General features: G+C 68.1%; 11 protein-coding genes. All 11 read left to right on the top strand.

The genetic code is table 11. The features are described 5' to 3' along the window. The first annotated feature begins 4 nt into the window (after window positions 1-4). From ftsL to J2W36_RS19730, 11 genes are read left to right on the top strand one after another with little or no spacing between them, the layout of a single operon-like run. A complete protein-coding gene (ftsL, locus tag J2W36_RS19680) occupies window positions 5-355 on the top strand; it encodes a cell division protein FtsL (protein WP_307691455.1) in 351 nt (116 codons plus the stop codon). Continuing rightward, window positions 352-2,100 (top strand): peptidoglycan D,D-transpeptidase FtsI family protein, encoded by a 1,749-nt coding sequence (locus J2W36_RS19685; protein WP_307691456.1) that lies wholly within the window; start codon window positions 352-354, stop codon window positions 2,098-2,100. Before ftsL ends, J2W36_RS19685 begins: the two co-directional genes overlap by 4 nt. Then, window positions 2,100-3,599 (top strand): UDP-N-acetylmuramoyl-L-alanyl-D-glutamate--2,6-diaminopimelate ligase, encoded by a 1,500-nt coding sequence (locus J2W36_RS19690; RefSeq protein WP_307691457.1) that lies wholly within the window; start codon window positions 2,100-2,102, stop codon window positions 3,597-3,599. The genes J2W36_RS19685 and J2W36_RS19690 overlap by 1 nt, the downstream gene beginning before the upstream one ends. Further along, window positions 3,596-5,041, top strand: a complete 1,446-nt coding sequence (locus J2W36_RS19695; RefSeq protein ID WP_307691458.1) for a UDP-N-acetylmuramoyl-tripeptide--D-alanyl-D-alanine ligase — start codon at window positions 3,596-3,598, stop codon at window positions 5,039-5,041. Before J2W36_RS19690 ends, J2W36_RS19695 begins: the two co-directional genes overlap by 4 nt. Before the next feature lie 22 nt (window positions 5,042-5,063). Beyond that, complete coding sequence (mraY, locus tag J2W36_RS19700) at window positions 5,064-6,242, top strand: phospho-N-acetylmuramoyl-pentapeptide-transferase (RefSeq protein WP_307691459.1); 1,179 nt, start codon at window positions 5,064-5,066, stop codon at window positions 6,240-6,242. Window positions 6,243-6,252: 10 nt separating this feature from the next. Continuing rightward, window positions 6,253-8,145: a UDP-N-acetylmuramoyl-L-alanine--D-glutamate ligase gene (gene murD / locus J2W36_RS19705; protein WP_307691460.1), complete on the top strand. Its 1,893-nt coding sequence runs from the start codon at window positions 6,253-6,255 to the stop codon at window positions 8,143-8,145. After that, window positions 8,142-9,440, top strand: coding sequence for a putative lipid II flippase FtsW (gene ftsW / locus J2W36_RS19710; RefSeq protein WP_307691461.1), 1,299 nt, complete (start codon window positions 8,142-8,144; stop codon window positions 9,438-9,440). Before murD ends, ftsW begins: the two co-directional genes overlap by 4 nt. After that, entirely contained in the window at window positions 9,437-10,519 is a 1,083-nt protein-coding gene (gene murG, locus J2W36_RS19715; RefSeq protein WP_307691462.1) for an undecaprenyldiphospho-muramoylpentapeptide beta-N-acetylglucosaminyltransferase, read from the top strand. The genes ftsW and murG overlap by 4 nt, the downstream gene beginning before the upstream one ends. Next, window positions 10,516-11,970: a UDP-N-acetylmuramate--L-alanine ligase gene (murC, locus tag J2W36_RS19720; protein ID WP_307691463.1), complete on the top strand. Its 1,455-nt coding sequence runs from the start codon at window positions 10,516-10,518 to the stop codon at window positions 11,968-11,970. Before murG ends, murC begins: the two co-directional genes overlap by 4 nt. 2 nt (window positions 11,971-11,972) lie before the next feature. Further along, the gene (locus J2W36_RS19725; protein WP_370869358.1) at window positions 11,973-12,932 is read left to right on the top strand and encodes a D-alanine--D-alanine ligase; all 960 of its coding nucleotides are present in this window, start codon (window positions 11,973-11,975) and stop codon (window positions 12,930-12,932) included. Continuing rightward, entirely contained in the window at window positions 12,932-13,714 is a 783-nt protein-coding gene (locus J2W36_RS19730; RefSeq protein WP_307691465.1) for a cell division protein FtsQ/DivIB, read from the top strand. The genes J2W36_RS19725 and J2W36_RS19730 overlap by 1 nt, the downstream gene beginning before the upstream one ends. The last annotated feature ends 13 nt before the right edge of the window (window positions 13,715-13,727 follow it).

Below are 13,727 nucleotides of genomic sequence, written 5' to 3' on the forward strand. Positions count from 1 at the left end.
GCACATGGCTCGCCTCAATGTGTTGCTGCTGCTCGCCGTCCTTGCGACGGCTTTGCTGCTTGTGCACACCCAGTACCGTTCGCGTCTGCTGTACACCGAGCTCGACCGTGCCCACACCGAGGCACGCCGCCTGGAGGTCGATGGCGAGCGCCTGCAGGTGGACAAGCGCGCGCAGGCCACCCCGCTGCGCGTGGAAAAGCTCGCCAAGGAGCAGCTCAAGATGCGCACCACCACGCCGGCCATCACGCAGTACGTGCGTGCCGACGGCACGGTGATCCCTGCTGTGGTGGCGCCTGCGCCGGCAGCGGCTGCACCACGTGCCGGTGCAGCGGCCCCCGTGCGGAGGACGCCATGAGCCGCCGCAGCGTCCAGTACACGACCAGCCCGCTGCTGGCGAGCAAGACGCCGGTCTGGCGCAGCAAGTTCATCGTGGCGGTGATCGCGGTCGGCTTCGTCGTGCTGGCGGGCCGTGCCGCCTTCGTACAGGTCATTCACAACGACTTCTTCCAGCGCCAGGGCGAAGTGCGCTTCGCCCGCACGCTCGAGCTGCCCGCCAACCGGGGACGCATCCTCGATCGCAACGGCCTGCTGTTGGCCTCCAGTGTGGTGGCGCCCAGCATCTGGGCCATTCCAGAGGACATCGAGCGCGACGACCCGGACGTGCGCGCCAAGCTGCGCCAGCTTGCCAAGCTGCTGGAAATGCCGCAGAAGGACCTCGACAAGAAGCTCGAGGACGAAGACAAGACCTTCGTCTGGGTGCAGCGCCAGGTCGATCTGGCCATCGCCAAGCAGATTGCCGAACTCAACATCAAGGGCATCTACCAGCGCAAGGAATACAAGCGCCAGTATCCCGAGGGCGAGGCTGCCGCGCATGTGGTGGGATTCACCAACGTCGAGGACCACGGCCAGGAAGGCATCGAGCTGCAGTTCGACAAGAACCTGGCGGGCAAGGCCGGTTCGCGCCGCGTCATCAAGGACCGCCTGGGCCGCGTGGTCGAGGGCGTGGGGGAAACCGTGCCGCCGCTCGACGGCAAGGACATCCAGCTGAGCATCGACAGCAAGGTGCAGTTCTTCGCCTACCAGAAGCTGCGCGACGCGGTGACCGCGCGCCGCGCCAAGGCCGGCAGCGTGGTGGTGATCGACGCGGTCACCGGCGAGGTCCTGGCACTGGCCAATTACCCGAGCTACGTGCCCGACAAGCGCCAGAACCTGACCGGCGAGCAATTGCGCAACCGTGCCATCACCGACACCTTCGAGCCGGGTTCGACCATGAAGCCCATCACCGTGGCGATGGCGCTGGAGGCGGGCCGCGTCAAGCCCTCGACGGTGATCGACACCAGCCCCGGCCGCTACCAGCTCGGCGGCTTCACCATCAGCGACACCCATAACTACGGCGCACTGACGGTCGAGGGCGTGATCCAGAAGTCGAGCAACGTCGGCGCGCTGAAAATCGCGCAGAGGATGCAGCCCCAGGAGATGTGGGACACCTACACCGCGCTGGGGTACGGCCAGAAGCCGCAGATCCAGTTTCCCGGCGCGGTCACCGGCCGGCTGCGGCCATGGAAGAACTGGAAGCCGGTCGAGCAGGCGACCATGGCCTATGGCTATGGCCTGTCGGCCTCGCTGTTCCAGATGGTTCACTCCTACACCTCGTTCGCGCACGACGGCAGCATCATTCCGGTGACCATGCTCAAGAGCGGCGAGCCTGCCGTCGGTGTGCGCGTGTTCTCTGCCGAGAACGCACATGCGGTGCGCAAGATGCTGGAGATGGCGGCTGGCCCCGGCGGCACCGGCCAGCGCGCGCAGACGGTCGGCTATTCGGTGGGCGGCAAGTCGGGCACCGCGCACAAGCAGGTCGGCAAGGGCTACGCAAGCAACAAGTACCGTGCGTGGTTCACCGGCATGGCACCGATCGAGAAGCCACGCATCATCGTCGGCGTGATGATCGACGAGCCGAGCGACGGCCAGTATTTCGGCGGTGTGGCTGCGGCCCCCGTGTTCAGCGAAGTGGTGCAGCAGACGCTGCGGATGATGAACGTGGCGCCCGATCTGGCGGTCAAGCCGCTGGTGATCACCAACGGCGTGGACGAAAGCTTCTGATGAACGACATCCGTTTTTCCTCCGCCAACGAAGCCGCGCACTGGTTGCGCTCGTGCGTGTCCGGCGATCTGCATGCCGACAGTCGCAGCATCGGTGAAGGCGACGCCTTCATCGCCTGGCCCGGCGCCGCGTCCGACGGCCGCGCGCATGTGGGCGCGGCCCTCGCGCGGGGCGCGTCGGTCTGCCTAGTCGAGCGCGAAGGCGTCGAGGGTTTTGGGTTCGACGACGATGCGATTGCCGCGTTTTCAGGGCTCAAGGCGGCCACCGGGCCGATCGCCGCCTCGTTCTATGGCCAGCCATCGAGCCAGCTGGCGGTCATCGCCGTGACGGGCACCAATGGCAAGACCTCGACGGCCTGGTGGCTGGCCGAGGCACTGTCTCAGCGCGCGGGCCACGGCCCTTGCGCGCTGGTGGGCACGCTGGGGATCGGCGCGCCGCCGTCGCTCACCTACACCGGCCTGACCACACCCGACCCGGTGATGCTGCAGCGCGCGTTGCGCGGTTTCGTCGCACGCGGCTTCAGCGCCTGCGCCATCGAGGCATCCTCCATCGGCATTGCCGAGCGGCGTCTGGACGGCTGCGACATCCGCGTGGCGGTGTTCACGAACTTCACGCAGGACCACCTCGACTACCACGGCGACATGGACACCTACTGGGCCGCCAAGGCCGAGCTGTTCCGCTGGCCCGGACTGGGCGCGGCCGTGGTCAACATCGACGACGTGCACGGCGCCTCCCTGGTGGCCAACCTGATCGACCGCGGCACGGGTGCGCTCGACATCTGGACCGTGTCGGCGGCGGGGGCGCCTGCGCGGCTGCGCGCCCAGGACATCGGCCATGGCGTCGATGGACTCACCTTCAACGTGGTCGAGGAGGGTGCCGAACCCGAGCGGCTCGCCACACAACTCATCGGCCAGTACAACGTGGCCAACCTGCTGGGTGTGATCGGCACGCTGCGCTGCCTGGGCATGCCACTGGCGGCCGCCGTCGCCGCCTGCCGCAACCTGAGCAGCGTGCCCGGCCGCATGGAGCGCGTGAGCCTGGCTGGCCAGCCGCTGGCTGTGGTCGACTATGCCCACACGCCTGATGCGCTCGACAAGGCACTGGCGGGCCTGCGCCCCCTGGCGCAAGCCCGCGGCGGGCGGCTGTGGTGCGTGTTCGGCTGCGGCGGTGACCGCGATGCGGGCAAGCGCCCGATGATGGCGGCCGTGGCGGAGCGTCGGGCAGACTGTGTCGTGGTGACGAGCGACAACCCGCGCAGCGAAAAGCCCGCCGCCATCCTCAGCCAGATCCTGCTCGGCTTTGCCAGCCCGGAGACCGTGCAGGTCGAACCCGACCGCGCGCTGGCCATCGCGCAGGTATTGGCGCAGGCGGCACCCGAAGACGTGGTGCTGCTCGCCGGCAAGGGCCACGAAGACTGGCAGGAGATGGGTGGCCAGCGTGTGCCGTTCTCCGATCGCGCGCATGCGCTCGAGGCGCTTGCGATGCGGAGCGCCACATGACGAACAATGCAACGCCGATGATGACCCTCGGTCAAGCCGCGGGCTGGGTGTCGGGCGCCCGCCTGGTGGGCGATGCAGCGACGCCGATTGCACGGGTCCACACCGACACGCGCACGCTGGCCGCAGGCGATCTGTTCGTCGCGCTCAAGGGCGAGAAGTTCGATGCGAACGCTTTCCTCGACAAGGCACGTGCGGCCGGTGCCGAAGTGGCCGTGGCCCACGGTGGCCTGGCTGCCGCCGGGCTGTCCGGGCTCGAAGTGCCCGACACGCTGCAGGCACTGGGCGCCATCGCCACGGGCTGGCGCGCTCAGTACACGCTGCCGTTGATCGCCGTGACCGGCAGCAATGGCAAGACCACGGTCACGCAGATGATCGCGGCGATCCTCGCCATGGCCGATCCGGCGCGCGCGCTGGCCACGGCAGGCAACTTCAACAACGAAATTGGCGTGCCGCTGACGCTCATGCGCCTGCGCGAGACGCACCGGCTGGCCGTGGTCGAGCTGGGCATGAACCATCCGGGCGAGATCGCGCGGCTGGCTGCCATGACGCGCCCGACCATCGCGCTGGTGAACAACGCGCAGCGCGAACACCAGGAGTTCATGGCCACCGTCGAGGCGGTGGCACGCGAGAACGCCGCCGTGTTCGACGCCTTGCCGCCCGACGGGACAGCCGTTTTCCCGCACGGCGACGCGTACACGTCCCTGTGGACCGCGCTGGCCCAGGGCGCCTCGCAACGCCGCTGCATCACGTTTGGCGAGTCGGCCGATGCCGACATCGCTTTGCTGCAGGCCCGCTGGCAGGGCAGCGCCTGGCAGGTCGAGGCGCGCACGCCGATGGGCGTGCTGCGCAGCACGCTGCACATCGCCGGACGCCACAACGTCATCAACGCGCTGGCGGCCATCGGCTGCACGCTGGCTGCGGGCGTGTCGCTCGAACACATCGCGGCCGGCCTGGCGGCCTTCGAGCCGGTCAAGGGCCGGTCGAAGGCGAGCGAGCTTCGTCTGCCGGACGGCCATGCGCTGACGGTGGTCGACGACACTTACAACGCCAACCCCGATTCGGTGCGCGCCGCCGTCGACGTGCTCGCCAGCCTGCCGGGCCCGCGCCTTCTGGTGCTGGGCGACATGGGCGAGGTGGGTGACCAGAGCGAGCACTTCCATGCCGAAGTGGGCGCCTGGGCGCGTGAACGCGGCATCGACAGCCTGTTTGCGCTCGGCGTGGAGTCCCGGCATGCCGTGAGCGCCTTCGCCGCTGGCGCTGCGCCAGGCCAGGACGGCCGTCATTTCGTCGACATCGACACCCTCGTCGCCGCCGTGCTGGCGCGCCTGCCGCAAGCGGCGAGCGTGCTGGTCAAGGGCTCGCGTTTCATGGCCATGGAGCGGGTGGTCCACGCCATGGCCGCAGCGGCCGCATCACAACAAAAAGAAGGAGGCCGGTCATGACGCATGCACCGCGCAATACAACATGCTGATGAGCCTGGCTCAGTGGCTGCAGACCGTGTCGCCCGAATTCGGCTTCCTGCGAATCTTCCAGTACCTGACCTTTCGCGCCATGATGGCCGCGCTGACCGCGCTGCTGGTCGGCCTGGCGGCGGGGCCTTATGTGATCCGGCGCCTGGCGGCGCTCAAGATCGGTCAGCCGGTGCGTGGCTACGGCATGGAAACGCACCTGAGCAAGAGCGGCACGCCCACCATGGGCGGCGTGCTCGTGCTGTTCGCGATCGGCTTCGCCACGCTGATGTGGTTCGACCTGAGCAACCGCTTCGTGTGGATCGTGCTGTGGGTGACGCTGGGCTTTGGCGCGATCGGCTGGGTCGATGACTGGCGCAAGGTCGTGCGCAAGGACCCGGAAGGCATGCGCTCGCGCGAAAAATACTTCTGGCAGTCGGTGGTTGGCCTGGTGGCCGGCTTCTACCTGCTGTTCAGCATTTCGGAGAGCTCCAACTGGCGCGTGCTGGAACTGTTCTACGCCTGGGTGCGTTCAGGCTTCGCACTGGACTTCCCGCCCAAGATCAACCTGCTGGTGCCTTTCTTCAAGGAAATCAGCTATCCGCTGGGCGGCGTTGGATTCGTCATCCTGACCTATTTGGTGATCGTGGGGTCGAGCAATGCGGTGAACCTCACCGACGGCCTCGACGGCCTGGCGATCATGCCGGTGGTGATGGTGGGCTCGGCGCTGGGCGTGTTCGCCTATGTCACAGGCAGCTCGGTCTACTCGAAGTACCTGCTGTTTCCACACATCCCGGGCTCGGGCGAGCTGCTGGTGTTCTGTTCGGCCATGGCGGGTGCGGGCCTGGCCTTCCTCTGGTTCAACACGCATCCGGCCCAGGTCTTCATGGGCGACGTCGGCGCACTGGCGCTTGGTGGCGCGCTGGGCACCATTGCGGTCATCGTGCGCCAGGAAATCGTGTTCTTCGTGATGGGCGGCATCTTCGTGGTCGAGGCCATCTCGGTGATGGCGCAGGTCATGTACTTCAAGTACACCAAGAAGCGCTATGGCGAAGGCCGTCGCGTGCTGAAGATGGCACCGCTGCACCATCACTTCGAGAAGAGCGGATGGCGCGAGACGCAGGTCGTCGTGCGCTTCTGGATCATCACGATGTTGCTGTGCCTGGTCGGCCTGTCGACGTTGAAGCTGCGCTAGCCGCCCGGTCATGAAACATCTGCAAGACCTTCCCGTCCTCGTCCTGGGCCTCGGTGCATCCGGCCTGGCGATGGCGCGTTGGTGCGCGCGCCACGGTGCACAGGTCACGGTGGCCGACACGCGCGAAGCGCCGGCTCTGTTGGCCACGTTGCGCGCGGAGGTGCCTGCTGCCGTGTTCGTGGGCGGCGCGCTCAGCGCGGCGCTGGTGGAAGGCACGCCCATCCGCGCGGTCTACCGGTCGCCCGGCCTCACGCCCGCCACGATCGCACCGGTGGTCGATGCGGCGCGTGCGATCGGCCTGCCGGTCGGTGGCGAGCTCGACCTGTTCGCGCAGGCGTTGCGCGACCTGCGCGTGGTGCAAGCGCCGGCCGTCGATGCCCCGGTAGTGAGTGCACCAGTCGCGGAGGCGCCGGTCGATGACCCGCTGCAGGCGCCGCCGGCCCAGGTGGAAATCGAGATGGCGGCGCAGACGCAACCCGATGTCGCTCAAGCCGCCGAAGTCGTCGAGGCCGATGCGCCTTCGGGTCCGGAGGCTGAACCGTCCGTGGTGCCTCCCGTCCCCGCGGTACCGGCCCCTGCCACGGCACAGGTCCATACCGCGGCACGCGATGCGGCCGAATTCGTCGCACGCATGACAGAGCTCGCCGCTGCGCCGGTTGCGCCGGTCGAAGACGAAGCGCCGCTGCCGGTCGAGGCGCTGCCCGAGGTGCCGACGCCCCAGGGCTACCAACCCGTGGTGCTTGCCATCACCGGTACCAACGGCAAGACCACGGTCACTTCGCTCACCGGGCAACTCGTTGAGCGCGCCGGCAAGACCGTGGCCGTGGCCGGCAACATCGGCCCGACGCTGCTCGACACGCTGGCCGCCCACATGGACGCCGACACGCTGCCCCAGGTGTGGGTGCTCGAACTCTCCAGCTTCCAGCTCGACGGCGTCGAGGGCTTCGAGCCGACCGCCGCCACCGTGTTGAACGTGACACAGGACCACCTCGACTGGCACGGCGACATGGCGGCCTACACGTCGGCCAAGGCGCGCATCTTCGGCGCCAACAGCCTGATGATCCTCAACCGCGACGACCCGGCCGTCATGGCGATGCTGCCGCCGCCGGTGCGCGTGCGGTTGCAGCGCCCGCAGGTGCGTGCGCACATCACCTTCGGCGCCGAGCCGCCACGCCGCCCGTCTGACTTCGGCATCGAACGCGTCAACGGCATGGGCTGGCTGGTGCGTGCCCTGGAGGCCGACGAAACCATCAAGCGCAAGCGCGGTGCTGCGGCGCAGGAGGAAGAAATCCACCTGCAGCGCCTGATGCCGGCCGACGCGCTGCGCATCCGGGGCCAGCACAACGCGCTCAATGCGCTGGCTGCGCTGGCGCTCGCCTCGGCCGCCGGTTGCGCGCTGGGGCCGATGCTCTATGGCCTGCGCGAATACCAGGGCGAGCCGCACCGCGTCGAACCGGTGGCGATCATCGAAGGCGTCGAGTTCTTCGACGACAGCAAGGGCACCAACGTGGGTGCGACCGTGGCGGCGATCGCCGGCCTGGGCGCCGAACGCCGTGTCGTCCCGATCCTGGGCGGCGACGGGAAGGGCCAGGACTTCACGCCGCTGGCCGCGCCGGTGCGGCAGTACGCGCGCGCCGTCGTGCTGATCGGGCGCGATGCGCCGCTGATCGAGGCGGCGCTCGCGCCCACCGGCATCGCCGCGGTGCATGCCGCCTCGATGGAGGAGGCCGTGACGCTGGCCGCACGCCGTGCCCATCCGGGCGATGCGGTGCTGCTGTCGCCGGCCTGCGCGAGCTTCGACATGTTCACGGGCTACACGCACCGTGCCGAGGTCTTCTGCGCTGCGGTGCAGACGCTGGCCGACGACACCGCCGCCGCATCGCTGGAGGGCGACGACGCATGAACACCACCACCGCAGCCACCCCCAACGAGCCGCGCGGGCGTTTTCGCGGCTGGTTCAACCGCGCGGCCCAGAGCGGAATCGAAGCCTTGCCCATGCACCTGCCGGTGCGCCTGGGCGGTGCCGGCATGACGCAGACCAAGGCGGCACCGATCCGTGTACTCGGTTTCGACCAGGCACTGCTGTGGGTGACGATGGCGCTGCTGGCCTGGGGCGCGATCATGGTCTATTCGGCATCGATCGCGTTGCCCGACAACCCGCGCTTTGCACGCGCCGGCTACGGTCCGGCCTTCTTTCTCGTGCGCCACGTGCTGTTCCTGGGCATCGCCTTTCTGGCAGCGCTGCTGACCTTCCAGGTGCCCATGCAGACCTGGGAGCGCGTCGCGCCCTGGGTCTTCGTGGTGTCGCTGCTGCTGCTGATCGCCGTGCTGATTCCGCATGTCGGCCGGGTCGTCAACGGCGCGCGCCGATGGCTGCCGCTGGGGGTGATGAACTTCCAGCCGTCGGAACTCGCCAAGCTCGCGATGGTGCTCTATGCGTCCAGCTACATGGTGCGCAAGATGGAGATCAAGGAACGCTTCTTCCGCGCGGTGCTGCCGATGGGCGTGGCGGTGGTGGTGGTCGGCATGCTGTTGCTGGCCGAGCCCGACATGGGGGCCTTCATGGTGATCGCGGTCATCGCGATGGGCATCCTGTTCCTGGGCGGCGTGAACGCCCGCATGTTCTTCGTGATCGCCACGCTCATGGTGGTGGCCTTCGGCGTGATGGTGATGACCAGCGAATGGCGGCGGGAGCGCCTGTTTGCGTACCTCGATCCGTTCAGCGAGGCACACGCGCTCGGCAAGGGCTACCAGCTGTCGCATTCGCTCATCGCCATCGGCCGTGGTGAGATCTTCGGCGTCGGCCTGGGCGGCAGTGTCGAAAAGCTGCACTGGCTACCCGAGGCGCACACCGACTTCCTGCTGGCCGTGCTGGGCGAGGAGTTCGGCCTGATCGGCGTGCTGCTGGCGATCTGCCTGTTCCTGTGGCTCACGCGCCGCATCATGCACATCGGCCGCCAGGCGATCGCGCTGGACCGCGTGTTCTCCGGGCTGGTCGCACAGGGCGTAGGCATCTGGATCGGCTTCCAGTCGTTCATCAACATGGGTGTGAACCTGGGGGCGCTGCCGACCAAGGGCCTGGGCCTGCCGCTGATGAGCTTCGGCGGCTCGGCGATCCTGCTGAACCTGATCGCGCTGGCCATCGTGTTGCGCGTCGACTACGAGAACCGTGTGCTGATGCGCGGGGGGCGGATATGAGTCGGACGGCACTGGTCATGGCCGGCGGCACGGGCGGCCACATTTTCCCGGGGCTGGCCGTGGCGGAGGCGTTGCGCGAGCGCGGCTGGCGTGTGCACTGGCTGGGCGCGCCCGGCAGCATGGAAGAGAAGCTGGTGCCGCCGCGTGGCTTCGCATTCGAGCCGGTGCAGTTCGGCGGCCTGCGCGGCAAGGGCGCGATGACCGTCGCCCTGTTGCCGCTGCGTCTGCTGCGCGCCTTCGCTCAGAGCGTGGGTGTGCTGCGCCGCGTGAAGCCCGACGTGGTGATCGGCCTGGGCGGCTACATCGCATTTCCAGGCGGCCTGATGGGCGTGCTGCTCGGTCGGCCGCTGGTGCTGCACGAGCAGAATTCGGTTGCAGGACTCGTCAACAAGGTGCTGGCCCGTGTCGCCCGCCGCGTGTTCACGGCCTTCCCGGACGTGCTCCAGGGTGCCGAATGGGTCGGCAATCCGCTGCGCACGGCCTTCACTTCGCAGCCCGATCCGATGACCCGTTTTGCCGGTCGAAGCGGTGCGCTCAAGCTGCTGGTGGTCGGCGGCAGCCTGGGCGCGCAGGCGCTCAACCGCATCGTGCCGCAGGCGCTCGCCCGCATCGCCCCCGAAGAGCGTCCCCAGGTCGTCCACCAGGCCGGCACCAAGCAGATCGACCAGTTGCGTGCCAACTATGCGGCGGCCTATGTCGAGGGCACGCTGACCCCTTTCATCGAAGACACGGCCAGCGCCTATGCCGATGCCGACCTGATCATCGCGCGTGCCGGTGCGAGCACCGTCACCGAGATCGCGGCGGTCGGCGCCGCGGCGCTGTTCGTGCCCTTTCCTTCCGCGGTCGATGACCACCAGACCACCAATGCCCGTTTCCTGGTCGATGCGGGCGGCGGCTGGCTCGTGCAGCAGACCGAACTCACTCCTGAATTGCTTGCTGACTTGCTACAGAAAACACAACGCTCCACCTTGCTGGACAAGGCCGTGAAGGCCCACGCGATGCAAAAGACCGACGCGGTCGCACATGTCGTTCGCGCCTGCGAACAGTTGGCCGACAAGGCCCGCAAAGGTCGCGCATGAAGCACGCCATTCGCCAGATCCATTTCGTGGGCATCGGCGGTGCCGGCATGAGCGGCATTGCCGAAGTGCTGCTGAACCTGGGTTACCGCATCACCGGCTCCGACCTGAGCGACAGCGCCACGCTGCGCCGCCTGGCCAGCCTGGGCATCGGCACTTTCGTCGGCCACGACGCGGCGAATATCGAGGGTGCCGATGCGGTCGTGACCTCGACCGCCGTGCAGGCGGACAACCCGGAAGTGATGGCCGCGCGCGACAGGCGCATTCCGGTCGTGCCGCGCGCGCTGATGCTCGCCGAACTCATGCGCCTCAAGCAGGGCATTGCGATCGCCGGCACGCATGGCAAGACGACCACCACCAGTCTGGTGGCGAGCGTGCTGGCCGCCGCTGGCCTGGACCCGACCTTCGTGATCGGCGGCAAGCTCAACAGCGCCGGCGCCAATGCGCAGCTGGGCAGCGGCGACTACATCGTGGTCGAAGCCGACGAATCGGACGCGTCCTTCCTGAACCTGCTGCCGGTGATGGCGGTGGTCACGAACATCGACGCCGACCACATGGAGACTTACGGGCACGACTTCAACAATCTGAAGAAGGCCTTCGTCGACTTCCTGCATCGCATGCCTTTCTACGGCGTCGCGATCCTCTGCACCGACGACGCCGCGGTGCGCGAAATCATTCCGCAGGTGACCTGTCCGGTGACCAGCTACGGCTTCGGTGCCGACGCCCAGGTGCGTGCGGTCAACGTGCGCGCCGTCGGCTCGCAGATGCACTTCACCGCCCAGCGCCGCAACGGCATCACGCTGCCCGACATGGACATCGTGCTGAACCTTGCCGGCGAACACAACGTGCTCAACGCGCTGTCGGTGATCGCGGTGGCCGTGGAGCTCAATGTGCCCGACGAAGCGGTGCAGCGCGGCCTGGCCGAATTCAAGGGCGTCGGCCGCCGCTTCCAGAGCTACGGCAACGTGCCGCTGCAGGCGGGACGCACGTCAGGCAGCTTCGCGCTGATCGAAGACTACGGCCACCACCCCGTCGAAGTGGGCGTGACCATTGCGGCGGCCCGGGGCGCGTTTCCGGGACGCCGGCTGGTGTTGGCCTTCCAGCCCCATCGCTACACCCGCACGCGCGACTGCTTCGAGGATTTCGTGCAGGTGCTCGGCCGAGCCGACGCGGTGCTGCTGGCCGATGTCTACGCTGCAGGCGAGGCGCCGATCGTGGCGGCCGATGGCCGTTCGCTTGCGCGCGCGCTGCGCGTGGCGGGCAAGGTCGAGCCGGTGTTCGTTGGCGAGATCGCCGACATGGCACAGGTCATTTGGGACAACGCGCGCGACGGCGACGTGGTGATCTGCATGGGGGCCGGCTCCATCGGTGCGGTGCCGGCCAAGGTGGTCGAACTGGGCGGCGCGGTGCCGGCCAAGGCAGAGCGCTTGACGCGCGAGGGGCGTGTGCTGTGAACCTGGATCCTGAATCCTTTGGCAAGGTGGCGGTGCTGTTCGGTGGCACCTCGGCGGAGCGCGAGGTGTCGCTGATGTCGGGCACCGGTGTGCTCGCGGCGCTGCGTGCGCGTGGCGTCGATGCCCATGCCTTCGACCCGGCCGAACGCGACCTGGTCGAACTCCAGCGCGAAGGCTTCGCGCGCTGCTTCATCGCACTGCATGGGCGCCACGGCGAAGACGGCACGGTGCAGGGCGCGCTCGAACTGCTGGGCATTCCCTACACAGGCTCCGGCGTGATGGCCTCGAGCGTGGCGATGGACAAGGTCATGACCAAGCGCATCTGGCAGGCCGACGGCCTGCCGACGCCCAAGTACGTGCGCCTGGCCGCGGACCAGCAGAACCTGGAACAGATCCGCGTCGTACCTGACGTGCTCGGCCTGCCGCTGATCGTCAAGCCGCCGCGCGAGGGTTCGTCGATCGGCGTGACCAAGGTCAACGGCTATTCCGACATGCAGGACGCCGTGACGCTCTCGGCGAAATACGATCCCGACGTGCTCTGCGAGGAGTTCATCGAGGGCGAGGAAGTCACCTGCGCGGTGCTGGGGAACGGCCGGGGTGCGCACGCACTGCCGGTGGTGCGCATCGCCGCGCCCGAAGGCGCCTACGACTACCAGAACAAGTACTTCACCGACGACGTCAAGTACCACTGCCCGAGTGGTCTGGCGGCCGATGAGGAGCGCGAGATCCAGCGCATCGTGGTCGCTGCGTACCAGCAGCTCGGTTGCCGCGGCTGGGGCCGGGCCGACCTGATGATCCGCGCGAGCGACCGCAAGGCCTTCCTGCTGGAGATGAACACGTCGCCCGGCATGACCAGCCATTCGCTGGTGCCGATGTCGGCGCGCGCGGCGGGCATCGCCTACGAGGACCTGTGCCTGCGTGTGCTGGCGTCGGCCTCGCTCGATTCGAGGGGCGTCGACTGATGGCCACCGCAGCACCCGTCCCGTTCGACGTTAAGCTCATGAACGCCACCGCGAGCCTCGTGTTCGCGTTGTTCGCGCTCGTGCTGGTGACGTCGGGCGCCTGGTGGGTGTTGCGGCAGCCGTTTTTCCCGATCGCGGGCATCAAGGTCGACGGCGAGGTCACGCACAACAACGCGGTCACGTTGCGCGCGAATGTCGCACCGCAACTCAAAGGCAACTTCTTCACCATCGACCTGGCGCGCGCCCGCGCGGCCTTCGAGTCGGTGCCGTGGGTGCGCAAGGCCGTGGTGCGGCGCGAGTTCCCGAACCGACTGCGCGCCACGCTCACCGAGCAGGTGCCGGTCGCACACTGGGGCGACGAGGCCACCTCGCGCATGGTCAATGGCTTCGGCGAGGTGTTCGAGGCGAACGTGGCCGAGGTCGACGACGACCTGCCACGTCTGGACGGCCCGGACGACCAGGCCGGCCAGGTGCTGGGCATGTACCGGTTGCTGGCGCCGCAGTTCGAGCCCTACCAGCTGGCGATCGAGGAATTGGGCCTGTCGAGCCGTGGCAGCTGGCATGTGCTGCTGGACACGGGTGCCATCCTCGAACTCGGCCGCGGCCAGAGCGAAGAGGTGCTGGCTCGCACCCAGAATTTCCTGCGCACCGTCAAGCAGGTGGCGGCCCAGTACGGCCGTACCGTGGCGGCCGTGGAAGGCGCGGACCTGCGCCACAACGAAGGTTATGCGCTGCGCATGCGTGGCGTCACCACGGTCGTTGCCGACCCCAAGAAGAAATAAGCGAAACACCGAG

Source organism: Variovorax ginsengisoli, from assembly GCF_030811835.1.
In the GTDB taxonomy this organism is placed as follows: Bacteria; Pseudomonadota; Gammaproteobacteria; order Burkholderiales; family Burkholderiaceae_C; genus Variovorax; species Variovorax ginsengisoli_C.